General features: G+C 43.3%; 21 protein-coding genes. 11 read left to right on the forward strand and 10 right to left on the reverse strand.

Going from position 1 to position 15744, the window contains the following annotated elements; translation table 11 throughout:
- Positions 1–280 precede the first annotated feature (280 nt).
- Entirely contained in the window at positions 281–1516 is a 1236-nt protein-coding gene (locus V7126_RS07005) for an MFS transporter (RefSeq protein ID WP_254416484.1), read from the forward strand.
- 36 nt (positions 1517–1552) lie between these two features.
- On the opposite strand, the gene V7126_RS07010 is transcribed toward V7126_RS07005, so the two are convergent.
- The 4 genes from V7126_RS07010 to V7126_RS07025 all read right to left on the reverse strand — a co-directional run bounded on the left by V7126_RS07010 (position 1553) and on the right by V7126_RS07025 (position 4539).
- On the reverse strand, positions 1553–2311 hold the full coding sequence (locus tag V7126_RS07010) for a class I SAM-dependent methyltransferase (protein ID WP_175075331.1): 759 nt from the start codon (positions 2309–2311) through the stop codon (positions 1553–1555).
- 24 nt (positions 2312–2335) lie between these two features.
- Positions 2336–3766 (reverse strand): pyridoxal phosphate-dependent decarboxylase family protein, encoded by a 1431-nt coding sequence (locus V7126_RS07015; protein ID WP_335497356.1) that lies wholly within the window; start codon positions 3764–3766, stop codon positions 2336–2338.
- 170 nt (positions 3767–3936) lie between these two features.
- Positions 3937–4104, reverse strand: coding sequence for a hypothetical protein (locus V7126_RS07020; protein WP_175075329.1), 168 nt, complete (start codon positions 4102–4104; stop codon positions 3937–3939).
- 3 nt (positions 4105–4107) lie between these two features.
- The gene (locus V7126_RS07025; RefSeq protein WP_175075328.1) at positions 4108–4539 is read right to left on the reverse strand and encodes a MarR family winged helix-turn-helix transcriptional regulator; all 432 of its coding nucleotides are present in this window, start codon (positions 4537–4539) and stop codon (positions 4108–4110) included.
- A gap of 194 nt (positions 4540–4733) precedes the next feature.
- Between V7126_RS07025 and V7126_RS07030 the strand changes: the two genes are divergently transcribed.
- Together V7126_RS07030 and V7126_RS07035 are read left to right on the forward strand one after the other, a co-directional pair.
- A complete protein-coding gene (locus V7126_RS07030; RefSeq protein WP_175075327.1) occupies positions 4734–5189 on the forward strand; it encodes a MarR family winged helix-turn-helix transcriptional regulator in 456 nt (151 codons plus the stop codon).
- Positions 5186–7846, forward strand: coding sequence for an MMPL family transporter (locus tag V7126_RS07035; protein ID WP_175075326.1), 2661 nt, complete (start codon positions 5186–5188; stop codon positions 7844–7846). Before V7126_RS07030 ends, V7126_RS07035 begins: the two co-directional genes overlap by 4 nt.
- Before the next feature lie 46 nt (positions 7847–7892).
- Here V7126_RS07035 and V7126_RS07040 read toward each other — a convergent pair whose 3' ends face one another.
- Complete coding sequence (locus V7126_RS07040; protein WP_175075325.1) at positions 7893–8432, reverse strand: GNAT family N-acetyltransferase; 540 nt, start codon at positions 8430–8432, stop codon at positions 7893–7895.
- 134 nt (positions 8433–8566) lie between these two features.
- Between V7126_RS07040 and V7126_RS07045 the strand changes: the two genes are divergently transcribed.
- On the forward strand, positions 8567–9184 hold the full coding sequence (locus V7126_RS07045; RefSeq protein ID WP_175075324.1) for a nitroreductase family protein: 618 nt from the start codon (positions 8567–8569) through the stop codon (positions 9182–9184).
- Positions 9185–9218: 34 nt separating this feature from the next.
- Here the strand turns inward: V7126_RS07045 and V7126_RS07050 are convergent, their stop codons facing one another.
- From V7126_RS07050 to V7126_RS07060, 3 genes are all read right to left on the reverse strand, one after another.
- Positions 9219–9875 (reverse strand): GntR family transcriptional regulator, encoded by a 657-nt coding sequence (locus V7126_RS07050; protein WP_175075384.1) that lies wholly within the window; start codon positions 9873–9875, stop codon positions 9219–9221.
- 112 nt (positions 9876–9987) lie between these two features.
- Positions 9988–10725, reverse strand: a complete 738-nt coding sequence (locus tag V7126_RS07055; RefSeq protein WP_175075323.1) for a sulfite exporter TauE/SafE family protein — start codon at positions 10723–10725, stop codon at positions 9988–9990.
- 188 nt (positions 10726–10913) lie between these two features.
- On the reverse strand, positions 10914–11417 hold the full coding sequence (locus tag V7126_RS07060; RefSeq protein WP_175075322.1) for a DUF1648 domain-containing protein: 504 nt from the start codon (positions 11415–11417) through the stop codon (positions 10914–10916).
- A gap of 157 nt (positions 11418–11574) precedes the next feature.
- Between V7126_RS07060 and V7126_RS07065 the strand changes: the two genes are divergently transcribed.
- The 7 genes from V7126_RS07065 to V7126_RS07095 all read left to right on the forward strand — a co-directional run bounded on the left by V7126_RS07065 (position 11575) and on the right by V7126_RS07095 (position 14140).
- A complete protein-coding gene (locus tag V7126_RS07065; protein WP_175075321.1) occupies positions 11575–12042 on the forward strand; it encodes a hypothetical protein in 468 nt (155 codons plus the stop codon).
- A 37-nt stretch (positions 12043–12079) separates the two neighbouring features.
- Positions 12080–12325, forward strand: coding sequence for a hypothetical protein (locus V7126_RS07070; RefSeq protein WP_046129088.1), 246 nt, complete (start codon positions 12080–12082; stop codon positions 12323–12325).
- 138 nt (positions 12326–12463) lie between these two features.
- On the forward strand, positions 12464–12850 hold the full coding sequence (locus V7126_RS07075) for an Hsp20/alpha crystallin family protein (RefSeq protein ID WP_175075320.1): 387 nt from the start codon (positions 12464–12466) through the stop codon (positions 12848–12850).
- A gap of 14 nt (positions 12851–12864) precedes the next feature.
- Positions 12865–13050: a hypothetical protein gene (locus V7126_RS07080; protein ID WP_175075319.1), complete on the forward strand. Its 186-nt coding sequence runs from the start codon at positions 12865–12867 to the stop codon at positions 13048–13050.
- A 15-nt stretch (positions 13051–13065) separates the two neighbouring features.
- Positions 13066–13398 carry a hypothetical protein gene (locus tag V7126_RS07085; protein ID WP_046129085.1) on the forward strand — a complete coding sequence of 111 codons (333 nt, stop codon included), beginning with the start codon at positions 13066–13068 and terminating at the stop codon, positions 13396–13398.
- 17 nt (positions 13399–13415) lie between these two features.
- Positions 13416–13760 (forward strand): hypothetical protein, encoded by a 345-nt coding sequence (locus V7126_RS07090; protein ID WP_231947416.1) that lies wholly within the window; start codon positions 13416–13418, stop codon positions 13758–13760.
- A gap of 119 nt (positions 13761–13879) precedes the next feature.
- The gene (locus tag V7126_RS07095) at positions 13880–14140 is read left to right on the forward strand and encodes a YiaA/YiaB family inner membrane protein (protein ID WP_175075318.1); all 261 of its coding nucleotides are present in this window, start codon (positions 13880–13882) and stop codon (positions 14138–14140) included.
- A 574-nt stretch (positions 14141–14714) separates the two neighbouring features.
- On the opposite strand, the gene V7126_RS07100 is transcribed toward V7126_RS07095, so the two are convergent.
- Together V7126_RS07100 and V7126_RS07105 are read right to left on the reverse strand one after the other, a co-directional pair.
- Positions 14715–15161, reverse strand: a complete 447-nt coding sequence (locus tag V7126_RS07100) for a hypothetical protein (protein WP_046129082.1) — start codon at positions 15159–15161, stop codon at positions 14715–14717.
- 35 nt (positions 15162–15196) lie between these two features.
- Entirely contained in the window at positions 15197–15664 is a 468-nt protein-coding gene (locus V7126_RS07105; RefSeq protein ID WP_175075317.1) for a hypothetical protein, read from the reverse strand.
- Between the last annotated feature and the right edge of the window lie 80 nt (positions 15665–15744).

Consider the following 15744-nt stretch of genomic DNA (forward strand, 5'->3'; position numbering starts at 1 on the left):
ATATAATCAAAAATGTATATTTTGGACTAGGTGCTCTGAACAGTAAGGAGCTTTTTACATGTTTAACACGACTAAAGACAAGGTATTTGATAAATGGCCCTTGTCTTTTTTTGTATAAAAAAGGGGTTTGGAGAAATACTTAGTATACCGCTTGAGATGGCTTGGGTCTCAAAAAAAAAGGGGGCATGCAGGTAAAATGAGTGTAAAAACCATAATGGATGAGTCTCCTTTTACGTCTTTCCACCGTAAATTGACGATTTATACTTGCGGGGGCCCGTTCTTGGATGGTTACATTTTAACGATTATTGGCGTTGCTTTAACACAAATGACGACACAGCTTGATCTGACGACATTTTGGAGTGCGATGGTGGGGGCTTCTGCTCTTTTAGGTTTATTAGTAGGAGGGGCATTATTTGGCTATATTACCGATCTGGTCGGCAGGCACGTGATGTATACCCTTGACCTGATTGCTATATTCATATTTTCGGTACTGCAATTCTTTGTCAATAGCGGACTTGAATTAACCATTATCCGCTTTTTAATGGGAGTCGCCATCGGGGCCGATTACCCGATTGCTACAGCGTTGCTTGCTGAATTTTCCCCCAAAAAACACCGGGGAAGAATGCTGGGAATCTTAATGTCCATGTGGTATTTAGGAGCTCTCGTATCTTATATCGTCGCCTTTCTGTTGATGAATCTCGGTGACAGCGCCTGGCGCTGGATTCTTGCCAGCAGTGCTGTTCCTACATTGATTCTGCTTGTCATGAGATGGGGAACGCCTGAGTCGCCGCGCTGGCTGTTAAGCAAAAACCGCGTAGAGGAAGCTGAGGACATCATTAAAGATGTATATGGAGAAGAAGTAGACCTTTCACATGAAACCGGAAAAGTGGAAAAAACGCGTTTTAAAAAAATGTTTGAGGGCATTTATTTAAAACGCACCTTGTTTATCGGGCTGTTTTGGACATTTCAAGTAATTCCGACCTTTGCGCTTTACACCTTTGCCCCGCAAATTTTAGGGGCATTTGGATTAAAAGGAGAGAACACTTCTTTCATCAGTGAAGTCGTGATCAGTTTCTTCTATTTAATCGGCTGCATCCCGGCTTTGTTGCTGGTCAACCGAATCGGCCGCCGCCCTGTGATCATATGGTCTTTTTTCATGATGACAATCGGAATGCTGATTTTAGGCATTTTTCCAAACGCATCTATTTTCGTTGTTCTTCTCGGCTTTTCCATCTATGCTTTCTTCTCCGGAGGTCCGAGTGTTCTGGATTACATTTATCCAAACGAACTCTTCCCGACGGATATTCGGGCATCAGCAGTCGGAATGGGAACCGCATTCAGCCGGATCGGCTCATTTATAGGAACATTCCTCCTGCCGTACTCGTTAACGTATTTAGGCGTGTCTGCTACCATGATCATCATGGCTGTCCTGACCGGAATCGGACTGATTGTATCGATTGCATGGGCGCCGGAAACAAAAGGGAAGACACTTGCCGAGGCGAGCGGATCTGAATAATCGGGCCGTTGACGAAACCGGCAGCGGCTCCGTTTTTCAGCTTTTTCGCAATTTAAAAACGATAAAATCAGGACATCTGAAATCTTCTTCGAATGACGGATATTTTTTCAGCATCTCTTCTGACGGCTTTGGTTCTATTATGCCTTCCAGCATGAAGCCCGTTTTAATCAAAGTGTTGATGTAACTCGTCAAGGTTCTATGGAAGAACAGCATATTCTCCCGATCGCCAAACCTTTGTTCGTATGTACCTTCATAAAAATATTGATCTACATTCCAATGCAGCTTTTTGCCGTCTTTCGATTTCTCCCAGCCGCTTTCCGGCGTAATGAAGCAGGGATGCAAACTCGAAAAAATAAAACATCCGCGGTCTGTCAGCAGCCGATGCATTTCCTGAAACGCTTTTTCATAATCCGCGAGGTCTTGTATGACCATATTCGATATGATCAAGTCAAAGCTTTTGTCTTCCAACATATTCAAGTCTTCACAGTTCCCGTGCCGATACTCAATCGGCAAATCATCCGGCGTTCTTTCCTTGGCGATGTCGATCATTCTCGGCGAGTAATCGACAGCTGTTACAGCTGCTCCGGCCTTGGCCAGCAGCCTGCTGAAATACCCTTCACCGCACCCGGCGTCAAGCACGCGTTTATTCTTTACCGTTTCAATGAGAGAAAAAATAGCAGGATTTAAAAACACTTCTTTATGAATGTCTCCCAGTTCGGTATGATTGGCGGCGTACGCATCGGCAAATCGGTTCCATCTTTGAATGGCTTCTTCTGTGCCAACTTTATTTGTCATATTTCTCCTCCTTTTCAAAGTCTGTTACCCCTGTTCATAAAACTCATCAATTTTTTCAAAAACTCTTTGAATAAGGGTATTTGAGATAAAAGGATTTAATAAAACGGCGCGGAGCCAGCGGCTTCCTCTAAATGCAGGCAATGAAAAGAAGATGTTTTCTTCATTCAACAAAAACTGCTGCAATTCGAGATTCCAGTGATCCCATTGAGCTTCATCAACGTCATGAGGAACGCCTCTAAAGCATACAACATTTGTATCCGGCTCGCCGGACAGTTCGAGATAGTGACGCTGTTTCACCTGCTTAATAAATTCGTCTTTTAATGCGAGGCTTTCATGCAACAGCTCCCTGTATCCTTTTAATCCGATGTGTTGAAGCGATAAATATAATTTTAGGATATCCGCATGCCGCGTGCCTTGAACGCTTATTTCGCCCAGGTTTGCAAAGTCGGTTTCGTTCATATATGGGGCGGAAATGCGAAAATCGGTTTCCAAAACGCCGCGATTTTTGAACAAAACCATTGCACAAGTCTTCGCGACGTACATCCATTTTTGCGGATTGAATGTGATGGAATCGGCCATTTCGATACCGTTCAGCTTGTCGCGGTAAGCTTCTGAAAAAATGAGTGCTCCCCCGTATGCCGCGTCGACATGCAGCCACAATCCGTTTTCCTTTGCGGTGTCAGCGATCGATCGAATGGGGTCGATGCTTCCTGTTACCGTCGTTCCGGCCGTGGCTGCAATTGCAAATGGAATCTTTCCTTCATTTTTTGCCTGACTGATTTTCTTTTTTAAATCGTCAAGATCCATTTTCGAATCGCTGCTGCTTTTCACCGGGATAATGCTGGAGGTTCCCAGGCCCAACAGCATTGCTGCTTTATGCAAGGAAGTATGGCTGACGTCTGAAGCAAAGATAACCGGCTGTCCGGTAAGTCCGAATAACCCCGATTCCTTTACCTTCAATTGACGATTGCGCGCTGCTGCAAGCGCTTGAAGATTCGCGAGGCTTCCGCCGCTTGTCATCACGCCCCCTGAGTTGTCATCGTATCCAAACATACGGGCGACGGTGCCCATAAGCTGTACTTCCATTTTTGAAAAGACAGGCGACATTTCCAGGCTCAGCATATTGTTGTTCACTGAAGTGCTGACGAATTCGCCCAGACAAGACATTAGAGACGGAATGGAATCCATATGACCCATATAATCCGGACTTAGAGGATTTATGGAGTTTTTTACAATCGCCTGCAACTTTTTTAAAAGCTCTTCTAATTCGATCCCAGTCTCGGGTATATCTCCGTAATACGATGATTCCGGGGAAGGCAAAGTGCGGTGATTCCCGGCGCTGCTTGCGTGCTCAATGACGAATTTGACGACTTGATCAACAATGTTCATGATTTCCTTAATATTCTGACCATTTGGATCGATAAAGGCGTTCTTAGGCAAAAAGGATAGCTTCATAGTACACACGCTGCTTTCTTTCACATTTTTCTCAATTATAGCATTGTGGTCATTCAGGAGTTCAAAAATTTAGAATCTGTTTGTGCAACAGGCATTTTCAGGGAAGGAGAAATTGACGGAAATCAGCCTGATCAAGCGGCGGTTGCTATGATAAAGAAAAAGCCCGTCAGTCAGGCTCTTTTTTCCGTTTTCGCTTTCATGCTTAACCGAAGCGTGATGACGGAAGCTGCGATGACGCCGGTCACAAGGCATTTGTACATATCCTTCAACAGAAGTCCCGACACCACGCCGGTGATCACTCCCAAACAGATGATTGTAACGCGTTCTCTTTGATTCATGTTTTAATCCTCCATCTTTTTCAATAATACGTTCGCTTTGTGAAGCGCAAAGTGTAAATCGATGAGCTCTTCATCGCTCAATTTATTGAGATTGCCGCTGAACGTTTCATAAATCCTCGTCCATTTTTTTTCGACCATTCCCTTGCCGAGAGAAGTCAAAGAGACGAGGACGGCGCGTTTGTCTTTAGGATCGGGCGCTTTTGTCACATAGCCGTCGGCTTCCAATGAGCCGATGACGTTCGTCAGCTGCTGTTTTGCGATATTTAACCCGGTGCTGATGTCTTTCATGTTTAAGGCTCTTTTTTGCATATACATAAATTCGATGACGTGATTTTGCATATGCGTCAGCCCTGTCGCATCTTTGTTTAATTCGCTGAACCCGGCGAATACGTTAGGGATCAATTCGATATATTCTTTTGCAATTTTTTCTTTCATGGATATCACCGTCTTTTAGTAATTGTATTATTACTATATGTCAGACAAGTCAATTTAATTTCATTAAAAAGGTTCAAAATCGTTTACTAATACCCGAATTAATAAAAATATTGACACCATATAGTTTAACGGTATAAACTATATGACATGCGAATAAAGTTTAGCGGTGTAAACTAATGCAGAGGTGAATCCTTTTGGATGAAAAGAAATTGTGCCAGGCGATCGATCTCTTTGCAGAAGTATTGTTTGTCGGCACGGAATTTGTACAGCGTGAAATTGACCAGGATGTGTTTCAGCACATTTCAAGGGAACAGGCTGATTTATTAACCGTTTTAAAAATTAAAGGACCTTCCACTCCGGGAAGCCTTGCGCTCATACAAAATGTACATAAAAGCGCCGTTTCCAACAGGCTGAAGAAGCTGCTTGAAAAAGGACTCGTTGAATGGGATGACTCTCCTGTCCAGCACGATAAACGTTCCAAGCTTATCAAAATTACGGAGCAAGGCGAAAACGTCATGGAAGAATTAGATTCGGCCATTTTTAAGGCTTTAAAAAAAGTGATTGATGATACAGATGAGGAGCACTTGGATTCCTTTATCGAGATATTCAAGATGTTAAAACAAAAATTTAAAGGAGACGTGACGGAATGAGATTGATCGTCAAATACAAATGGATCATTGCCGCATGCGTTTTGGCACTTACGGTCATCTTAAATTTATTTTCCCCGAACCTGACCGAGCTGGCGAATCAAAAGGGGCAGGTGCAGCTTCCTGCTGATTCGGTATCTGAGAAGGCAAAGGAGATTCTGAAAGATGCAGGGGAAAATAATAATACAATCAGCGTTGTTTTTTCGCTGGATCACGCCTTTAAGAAAGACGAAAAAGAAAGCATGCGCGATGCAGCGGATCAGATCAAAAAGATCGAAGGCGTGAAAGGCGTTACATCTCCTTTTTCAGGCGACAGGGAGATACAAGATCAACTGATATCAAAGGATAAGAAAACGGTCCTCATTCCCGTTACGGTCACAGGATCGGATAAACAAGTGGAAAAGATCGCGGATCGTATTTATCAAATCGTTCCCGAAGACTTGACGGCATACATTACAGGAGCGTCTCTCATTAATCAGGACTTTGCACACAGCTCAGAGGAAGGGCTGAAGAAAACCGAAGTTATCACGGTCTTTTTAATTATCGGTTTGCTTTTGGTTGTGTTTCGGTCAGTCGTAACGCCTTTTGTTCCGATTATCGCTGTCGGTTTTTCCTATTTGATCAGCCAATCGCTGTTGGCGATCCTGGTTCATCATGTTGATTTTCCGATTTCGAGTTTTACACAGACGTTTTTGGTGGCGATCCTGTTCGGGATCGGGACGGATTATTGCATCCTTCTTCTGACGCGCTTCCGCGAAGAGCTGGCAAACGGGCATGACAAAATAGAGTCGACTTTGATCGCTTACCGCACAGGGGGGAAAACGCTCTTTATCAGCGGCTTTGCCGTATTGATCGGTTTTTCCTCTCTCGGGTTTGCCAAATTTGCGATATTCCAATCTGCCGTAGGTGTCGCTGTCGGGGTCGGCGTATTAATGATCATTTTGTATACGCTGCTTCCGTTGTTTATGGTGACCCTGGGTGAAAAATTATTTTGGCCGTCCAAAAAAGTGCTTTCACACAGCGACAATAAATTGTGGGCGTTTCTTGGCAGACATTCGGTTGCGCGCCCGTTCTTGTTTATCATCATCACGGCCATCATTACAGTTCCGTTTATGTTAACGTATGATGATCAAATTTCTTTCGATTCCACTTCGGAAATCAGCAGCAGCTATAAATCGGTAAAAGGCCTTGAGGCGATAAAAGAAGGGCTTGGAGAAGGAAAAGCCTTTCCGGTGAATGTCGTCATCAAAGGTGAAAACAAGCTGACGACGGCTGAAACGATTCCTTATCTCGGGAACGTCAGCAAAGCCGTTGAGAAGGTGGATCACGTCGATTCGGTGATGACGATCACGCAGCCGACGGGAAAGGAAATTGAAGACCTGTCGATTGATCACCAGCTTGGGGCGGTTTCAGACGGACTTGATAAAGCGACAAAAGGCCTCGGCGATGTTCAAAAAGGTTTAACTGATGTAGAAGCGGGCCTAAGACAAATCGCGGGGCAAGCCGCAGATTCTGCCGGGAGCGGACAATCGGGCGGTTCGCTGGGGGATGCAGCCGATGGGTTAGGAAAAATCAACAGCCAGCTCCAGCTCATCAGCAAACAGATGGCTCAAACGGGCAGCACCGCACAGTCGGTGCCTCAGCTGACTGCAATCAGCGGCCAGCTTGGACAGATTCAAAGCGGGCTTGAGCAAGCCGATCAGCAGCTTGCAGGACAAAAACAGCAGGCCGGAACGCTGAAAGCAAGCTTAGGCAAGCTTGCAGACGGTGTGAAGAGTGCAAATGCCGGTCTTTCAAAAGTGACTGGCGGCATCACGGCTTCCGCTGATATGCTGAAGGATATGAGCAAAAGCTCTGCAGTGAAGGATACGGGGATATTCATTTCTGACCAGGTCATGAAAAACAAAGAATTTAAGAAGTCGATCGACAATTATTCATTTTCGGACGAAAAAGGCGTTCAATTAAGCGTGGTGCTCGACATCAACCCGTATTCGGAACAGGCCATTACAACGGTTAATCAGATCAAAAAAGCCGTCGCCGATGAAGTCTCAGGCACTCCATTGAAGGATGCAACGATTGCGTACGGCGGAGTCTCCAGTCAGAACGCCGATTTAAAAGAGCTGTCGACGACAGACTTATCCCGCACGATGGCGATTATGGTCATAGGTTTGTTTGCGGTGCTGACGATTTTGTTCCGTTCCATGATCATGCCCATCTATATGATTGCGTCTCTGTTTATCACATATTACACGTCGATATCGATTACGGAGCTGATTTTTGTCCGGGTCATGGGCGACGACGGGGTCAGCTGGGCCGTTCCATTCTTCAGCTTTGTGATCCTGATCGCTTTAGGGGTGGATTATTCGATTTTCCTGCTTGACCGGTTTAAGGAAGAGGTGCACCTCGGCATCAGCCAGGGCATCGTAAAGTCCATGAGCAAGATGGGGTCTGTGATTATGACGGCAGCCGTTATTTTGGCAGGTACATTCGCCGCCATGATGCCATCAGGGGTCAATACGCTGATGCAAGTGGCGACAGTCGTCATTGTCGGCCTTCTGTTATACGGACTCGTCATCCTGCCGCTGTTGATTCCGGCGATCACTGTGACGTTCGGAGAAGGCAACTGGTGGCCGTTTGGCAGAAAAAAGAGCGAAGAATAAAGCAAGAGAGTGATGAACAATCGATGTTCATCACTCTTTTTTAGATTTAAAACGTCAAATACCAGTAAAGCGCGATTTCATCTTGATGTTGATCCATCCCTTTATATAAGCATAGATCAAACCCGCCGATTTCAAATCCGCAGCTTTCATAAAATTTGCATGCTTTCACATTGTTGTTCTGCGTTTCCAGCGTGATCCCCGCCAGGCCTTTTTCCTGCGCCCAGCGTTTGACTTGCTCCATTAGTCTCCGCCCGATTCCATTGCGTCTAAACGCTGAATCGACTTTGATGTCCTCGATATAGGCATATTCATTCCAGTTCCGTTTGACTGCGGCAAGTCCTGCAGGCTGATTGCCGGCAAACGCCAAATAAACGGCTTGATCGGGATTATCGAGATATACAGAGTAATCAGCGGGCTCTGATTCTTCCGTATAGCTTTTTTCGTAGCTTTGAATTGGTTTTACCGAATACCGGATTTTATTTTCCTCAAGCGTGAGAAGCAGAACCGAGTCTACGACGAAACTGTCATCGATATCGGGCAGCCGGCCCAGATCCCCGCTTGCCATTTTTCTAATGGTTATGTTCATGCTCTGAGTTCACCTCATTTCCAACATCGTATCATAACAGCGAAGCGAGCGTCGCTAAACAATAGGGAGCTTATCGCCGATTATATAAATAAGGAAACTTATCGGAAAAGTATAGATGAATGGAGTTTTTGAGAATGGAATTTAACGAGCTTATCGAAACGCGACACTCTGCAAATAATTTCCTGGAAGATGTTCAAATCACGGTGAAAGATTTGGAGCCTATCTTTGAGGATATCAAGCTTGCGCCTTCGGCGTTCAATTTGCAGCACACAGAGTATAAAGTGGTATTGGATAAGGATTTAAAAGAAAAAGTCAAGGAAGCTGCGAACGGCCAATATAAAGTGCATTCAGCCTCTGCCGTGATTTTAGTGACGGGAGACCGCTACGCCTACCGGCAAACGGAAAAAATCAACGAAGGCATGAGGGATTTAGGAATTATTAAGGACTTTGAGCTGCAGGAAATGATCGAAAACAATACCCATTTTTACGAGTCGCGCGGGGAGCAATTCATGAAGGAAGAGGCGATTCGCAATGCTTCTCTTTCTGCGATGATGTTTATGCTCGCCGCCAAGAACCGGGGATGGGACACCTGCCCGATGATCGGATTTGACAGCGATCAAGTTCGCGATCTGCTGAAGATCCCGGATACACATGAAATCGTCCTCATGATAACGATCGGCAAAGAAAAAGAAAGCAACCGACGCTTGAGAGGATATCGCAAGCCGGTTAATGAATTTGTTTCTTTCTATTAGAAATGAGAGGCGGCCGTAAGAAAGGCCGCCCTTTTTATTGATGAGACAGCACTTCGGCTAAGTGGTCAAGATCAAGCTGAAGGTGGCGAATCATCGCTTTTGATGCCTGCTCGTCGTCTCTTTGTTTCATATGGCGGAAAATTTCCCGATGCTGCTCCAAAATGGCTTCAGCCCGTTTTTCTCCTTCAAAATTCAAAATACGGAAATAATAAATTAACCCTTCCAAATCGTTGAGCTGTTTCCGCAATAGACTGTTTTTTGTATATTGGACAATTAAGTTGTGGAATGTATCATTTAATTCGATAATCGTGTTTTGATCTTTGGATTGAAGGATGGCTTCCTCCGTTTTTTGCAAAACGTCTTCGATCGTTTTCAGTTCCTCTGCCGTTGCAATTCTTGCCGTCAATCCCGCAGCAAATGATTCAAGCGCCATCCGGCAAAAATAGATTTCTTCAACGTCCTTGATTGTCGGCTGATAGACCTTCACTCTTGAGTCGATGACGATGAGCCCCTCTTTTTCCAGAACCCTGATCGCTTCTCTCAAAGGGCTTTTGCTGACGCCGAGCTCCTTGGCTAACTTCGCTTCGGCGATTCGTTCACCGGGTTTTAATTTCCCTTCAAATATCATTCGCTTAATCGCATGGTAGGATTGTTCATAAAACGGTTTTGGTTTTTCAATCACGCTTCTCATCCTCGTATTCGTTCTCATTTCGTATTTTACCACAGGTTCCTTCGTTATCCCCCACTATAACCACTCCAAGTGCAGGATAAACAAAATGCCCGGCCGCAAGCCGGGCACTGAATTAAAATAAGAGAATGAACCCCGAAACGGCGGGAGTTAAAAATAAACCCGATTTCAAGACGACTTTCGGCAGGACATTGGTAAATTTAGCCCCGACATACGCGCCGCACATCGTACCGATCAGGATTTTGACCAATAGGACATAATCGACGAATCCTTCTGAAATATAGCCGACCCCACCGCCTAATGAGAGCGGAATAATGACGAGCATTGTCGTTCCTACGGAATGGCGAATCGACAGGTTCAGCATCATCATCAACCCGATTTGAATAAAAGGTGCAGAGCCGATTCCGAACGTTCCGGACAGGACGCCGGCCACGATTCCCAATAAACAGGCCTTGATCCAAAAGGCAAGGTTCGTTTCCTGCGCAGCTTCCTTTTCTTTCAAAAAGAATAATCTGATTAAAATGAGGATGGCCGATAAAAATAACATTCCCGCGGTCATATAATGCAATGAGCTTGAAGGTATCAGAGAAGTCAGCTTAGCTCCTACAAAGGATCCCGCTGCTGCAAAACAGCCGACGGTTAAGCCGATTTTCAGCTTGATATTTCCCTCGCGAAAGTGGCTGTACGTGCCCGATAAACTCGTAAAAGCCATGCCGGCCAGAGACGTTCCCAATGCTGTATGAATCGGAATGTGAAACAGCATCGTTAACAGCGCGATGACAAATCCGGCTCCACCGGCCCCGACAAAGCCAAGCAAAAGACCTAGTAAAAACATAACGAACACAATCGACATGTTGCTTCTTCTCCTTTATGAACACCTGAATATCTTTTTGTAGTCGACGGTATTCGGTCGACCATAATCGCTAAACAATATATTACTCTATTCATTTCATATTGACAAGCCGGGCCGGCATGGGGAAATTAATTTCAGCAAACCGGCCGAACATACAAAAAAGGCCCCGGCAGAGGACCTTTTTTAAGCTATCGTATCTTTCTGCGCCTGATCATGCTCGATGCAACAAGAAAACCGACGGCAAATAGGGCGATCGGTAAAAACCATTTGCCAAAACCGCTGCCCCATCCTAAAGCAATCGAGGCAGATTCGAGCAGAATGAAAGAGAATATGATGATACACACGTTTTTAAGTTGATTGATCAGTTTTCGGCTGTGCAAATAAAAGCGTTCTGCGTTTGTCTCATTCAACCGTTTAGGATAATTGTGGATTTCAAAGTGCTTTTCCAATAGCGTCATAAGCAAGAGAATGAACATCCCGATTCCGGGCAATATGATCAGCTCCCATTTTGATCCCCAGCGGTCTGCTTCACCGAGTACGCCATAATGTACGGGCACTTTTTCAGGAAGCTTGCTCCAAATCAAGATCAAAAAGACGATCGACCCGGCATAGCATAAACAGCCTAACATATCCCAGACCTTTTCGCTTAGGGTCTTTGGAATGTTTGCTTTTTGTTCTGGTGAATTTGGCATCTTTCTCCCCCTCTTTATCTTTATACGGATGAAGTGTGAAAAAGTTTGATTTTTTGATCCTTTGAAAAGTGACCCAGAACTTTTATTCATGTCAAAACATATTGTAAAGTATTGAATTCAGATGCAATCACCGAAAAATATCGAGGACTGAAAAAAATTGAACCGTGACACAATCATCAATCAGGTCAATGTTTATCAAATCAGTGTAAATTCCATCGATACTTCTTCAGGAATTTTTGTCGGAACCAATTATGCGCATAATTGGTCTTCACATCGAAAAAACAATTACGGTTTCGGATCGATCAGCAATTCGCAGATTTCAAACAACTATAGTTATGTGACGGACAATGATATCGTCGACACGCCGATCCAAAATCAGCCGAACATCCTGCTTGGACCTAAGGAAGGAAATGTAAATGAAGTGGATATCGGAGAAATCAATGTTAACGTCATAGATACTTGTGCAGCCATTTCAGTCGGCGAAAATGAAGTGAACGGCTGGAGCGCGCACAGCAAGCGAATAGCCGGTCAAGGGAGATTTACCGGCACCGTTCAAAATTCCCAAAATACGACTCTTGTGATTGATAATGATGACAATGACTGTCAAATAAACGATTTTCACTAAAGGCTGCTTTTTGGTTCGAAAAAGGAAGGTGATTTGTTTGGCAATTGGATTTTCACTCGGCGCCGTCAATGTGAATTCACAAAATACAAACTGTGTCATTGCCATCGGGGAGAATCAATTAAATGGTTATGCTGCGCACCGGAAAGTTAACAACGGAATTGGTTTCTTGTCCGGAAACGTATTAAATCAAGCAAACGTGACATCGGTATTTGACCCTGACGGAGTCGACTCATTGATGAATTCCCTAAACTTTTCACCGGCAGTTCAGAATCAGGCTCTTTAAGATGTTGTGTAAAGAGCTTGATTTTGTTTTGAAATGAAGACAAGCCTCCTTGATATTCTTTTAGCATGACTTTCGTTAAAAGCACATATGGATGAATAAAGATGTAATGATTGGCAGATCTGCGGGAGGCTTTAAGCAATGGTAAAACCCCATTTTCATTCAAACGTGAAAGAGATGCTGGGAGAGGATTTTTCCAATCTCCTGTACGAGATCTCGCCATTTGTTGAACCGAGGGTGGATATCCTTCAATCAAACGGCGGCTTGATCATATCCGTTGATTTGGCAGGCGCGGGCACCGATGACTTTACCGTGAGAAAAACGAACCACGCACTGTGCATTGAAGGAATCATTGAAAACAAACTTGGTTCAGAAAATGAGAAAGTCATCATCCGCAGGGAACGGTTCTACGGACCTTTCAAAAGGGAGCTTCCGATCCCCGAGGAGTGCGATTTGCAGAGGATTCAAGCGGTATTTGAAAGGGGAGTCCTGGTGATCACCATTCCTTTCTATAAAAATAAACGATGATGAAGGAGAACGTGATGACATCGATAAAATACGGTTCTTTAAAAGTAAATGCGATCAGAAATTCTTCCGGAATATTTGTCGGAACCAACATGTTAAAAGGCAGAAAAAGCGAATCGTTTATCCGTGAAGGCTTTGGGTCAGTGAGGGGGAAGCATAATAAAGTCAGAGAGAATAAAGGTGTTGTGGAAAAGCGTTATTAAAAAGGAATGGGGCATATGAGCCAAGACGATATTCTAAAAAAACTCGATGAATTGTCTCAAAAAATCGACACACTCGAGACATCCCTCAACCATCGAAGCCATCCTTCTTTATTTTTGAAAATGGACGTGAAAGACCTTCATTTGCAGGAATTGAACCTCGAAGAATTCGCATTTCACCTCGACAACATCGAAATAAAGGATCTGAGCGGGATGCTGAATATGGGAAATGTCTTCTCCCCATATATCCATCCGAAACCGAAAAGACCGCCTCACCAAAAGAAAAAAAGGAAAACCGATGAAATCGAAGTGAAAATAAACGGAAAAGCAGTGCCTTATACGATCAATTAGACGAAAGGATGTTGGCCGTGAAACGTTTTTCCCCTTCATTTTTTATTGGAGCGATTTCGATCGGAACAGTTGAAGGCGCCTCATGCGTCAACCTCGGAAACAACCTGCCGAGCGGTTTTGTGAACTACAAAAAACAGAACCAGGGATTCGGCTCGATCTCCGGCGATCATAACGATATTCACGATATTTTGGCGTCCATAGAAGAAAAGGAGCCGAATGATGCGTTTCATTATGATGGATTACATTACGGAAAAAATGAACAGGTGTTGGAAAAGATCGAAAGCGAGATGCTCGATTCGGGGCTTGAAATTGAAGAGCAATACGATGGGGAGACGAGAGGCGGCCCGCCTTCCGTATATTGACTAGGTCTATGTAATCATGGCGTGACATATTTACTAAATTGTGTGTAAAAAGGAATATCATTCTTCTTTTAGGTGGATAAATCAAGTACAATAGTTTTAGTTTTTTAGGAGGTATTAAGATGCAGAAGTATAGACGAAGAAATACAACGGCTTTTACGGTCATGGCATATTTCACATTTTTTGCAGGCGTTTTTTTATTTTGTATCGGCCTTTACAATGCCGAAAACCTGCAGCTCAATGAAAAAGGCTATTACATCGCTGTGATGATTTTAGTGGCGGTAGGCGCGATTCTGACGCAGAAAGTGACGCGTGATAATGCCGAAGACAACGAGATCATTGCAGAGCAGGAAAGAAGACAGAATATGTCTAATATGGAGTAATTGATGGGGAAGGCATCGAAGGATGCCTTCTTTATTTTTTTGCGTTTAAATATGTTTTTGTATTTATTCTCCAGCAGGACATCAATCATTCCGATGATTTTTGTATGATTGGTTTTTTTTCTAAAGTGTAAAAAGTTTTGGTCTTTGTTTCTTTGCGATTTAGTGATCGTGCCGAACACCCAGATGGAGCTTGTTATCAGTAGTATCGTTAATATAAAAGGAAAAAAAGTATATTCAATGTCATACGAAATGGAGACGGCTTGACCAGTAAATATAGCAGTTATAATGCTGGCGGTGAAGGAGCTATAAAGCGAGGCTTTTATCACATGGCCGATTTTCAGCGTTGGCCCTGAAAAATAAACTTTCAACCGGTTTAACGTGGATAAATCTTGTTTTTCGAGGTATGCCATCAGCTCTTCATCGTTTTCGGCTTTCGATAACAATATTTCTTCTGCTGTTTGTTTTGTTTCTTCGAATAATTGTTTGTCTGTTTGCATGTCTTTTGTCCTCTAGTCATATTATATTAGTTTGATTGATAGACGAACCAAAGCAGAGGCGCATGTCCCTCTGCTTTTTAATCAAATTTCTTTTTGAAACGTTCATCTAAAATAAAATCAATCATACCCGCGATTCTGGAATATTCCGCCCTTTTTTGAAAGTGCAGGATCGTTTGCATCGGTCCTTTTCGTGAGGAGATCAGCATCTTGGCGATCCAAAGAAAAGAGAAGATTAGATAGAACATGAAGAGGAATGAAAATAGCCTTGAAAGGTCATAGGTGGAGGAGGAGACTTGACCAGATAAAAAGGCCGCCATAATTACAGCGGTAATACTGCTAAAAAAAATGGCTTTAATAAAATACGTTAATGTGAAACTGGGATTTGAAAAATATATTTTTAACTGATTTAATGTAACAGAATCTTGATTTGCAAGGTATGTAAGCAGCTCATCGTCACTTTTGTGAGACTCAAGGAGTTTGGCTGTATGTTCAGCTTTTTGAAATAATTGTTTTTCGTTTCTCATTGGATTGTCACTCCTATATAAAAATACATGAGATTTTATTGGTACGGTATGTTTTCCAATGCCTTTTTGTATTTTTGTTGTAAAACATAATCAATCATTTTTACAATACGTGCAAACTCGGCTTTCTTGGAAAAATGTGTAATGAATTGACTCGGCTTTTTTTTCAAGGTGACAAGCTGTTTAAGCACCCAGAAGAAACACCCCACAAATATGGCAGCTAATGTGATAATGGAGATGCCGGAAACAAAAGGGAACATCGAATCTGCTTGACCACAAAGAATTGCAGTAATGAACGAAGCTAATACTATACTGAAAAATGCTGCACTGATGAAATAATGAAGCGCAAATGAAGGATCAGAGTAATAGACTTTCAGCTGATTTAAGGTTAATGAATCTTGTTTAGCGAGAAAGGCTAATAACTCTTCATCGCTCTTATCGCGGAAAGTTTTAAGGGTTTTGGCTGTTTTTTGCGTTGCAGTGAATACTTGTTTGTCTGTGTTCAATGTAAATACCTCCACGAGACTTTATATATTAAAGATTTGGAAAAACTGCATAAATACATTATATTATGTATTTATGCAGC

Origin of the sequence: Bacillus sp. JJ675 (assembly GCF_036963165.1) — a bacterium.
Classification (GTDB): Bacteria; Bacillota; Bacilli; order Bacillales; family Bacillaceae; genus Bacillus; species Bacillus glycinifermentans.

Bases quoted from the DNA above. Each gene is read 5' to 3' on its own strand.
- V7126_RS07010 (WP_175075331.1), bottom strand. From the start codon at position 2,311: ATGACAAATAAAGTTGGCACAGAAGAAGCCATTCAAAGATGGAACCGA.
- V7126_RS07015 (WP_335497356.1), bottom strand. From the start codon at position 3,766: ATGAAGCTATCCTTTTTGCCTAAGAACGCCTTTATCGATCCAAATGGT.
- V7126_RS07020 (WP_175075329.1), bottom strand. From the start codon at position 4,104: ATGAATCAAAGAGAACGCGTTACAATCATCTGTTTGGGAGTGATCACC.
- V7126_RS07025 (WP_175075328.1), bottom strand. From the start codon at position 4,539: ATGAAAGAAAAAATTGCAAAAGAATATATCGAATTGATCCCTAACGTA.
- V7126_RS07035 (WP_175075326.1), top strand. From the start codon at position 5,186: ATGAGATTGATCGTCAAATACAAATGGATCATTGCCGCATGCGTTTTG.
- V7126_RS07040 (WP_175075325.1), bottom strand. From the start codon at position 8,432: ATGAACATAACCATTAGAAAAATGGCAAGCGGGGATCTGGGCCGGCTG.
- V7126_RS07045 (WP_175075324.1), top strand. From the start codon at position 8,567: ATGGAATTTAACGAGCTTATCGAAACGCGACACTCTGCAAATAATTTC.
- V7126_RS07050 (WP_175075384.1), bottom strand. From the start codon at position 9,875: ATGAGAAGCGTGATTGAAAAACCAAAACCGTTTTATGAACAATCCTAC.
- V7126_RS07055 (WP_175075323.1), bottom strand. From the start codon at position 10,725: ATGTCGATTGTGTTCGTTATGTTTTTACTAGGTCTTTTGCTTGGCTTT.
- V7126_RS07060 (WP_175075322.1), bottom strand. From the start codon at position 11,417: ATGCCAAATTCACCAGAACAAAAAGCAAACATTCCAAAGACCCTAAGC.
- V7126_RS07075 (WP_175075320.1), top strand. From the start codon at position 12,464: ATGGTAAAACCCCATTTTCATTCAAACGTGAAAGAGATGCTGGGAGAG.
- V7126_RS07080 (WP_175075319.1), top strand. From the start codon at position 12,865: ATGACATCGATAAAATACGGTTCTTTAAAAGTAAATGCGATCAGAAAT.
- V7126_RS07085 (WP_046129085.1), top strand. From the start codon at position 13,066: ATGAGCCAAGACGATATTCTAAAAAAACTCGATGAATTGTCTCAAAAA.
- V7126_RS07095 (WP_175075318.1), top strand. From the start codon at position 13,880: ATGCAGAAGTATAGACGAAGAAATACAACGGCTTTTACGGTCATGGCA.
- V7126_RS07100 (WP_046129082.1), bottom strand. From the start codon at position 15,161: ATGAGAAACGAAAAACAATTATTTCAAAAAGCTGAACATACAGCCAAA.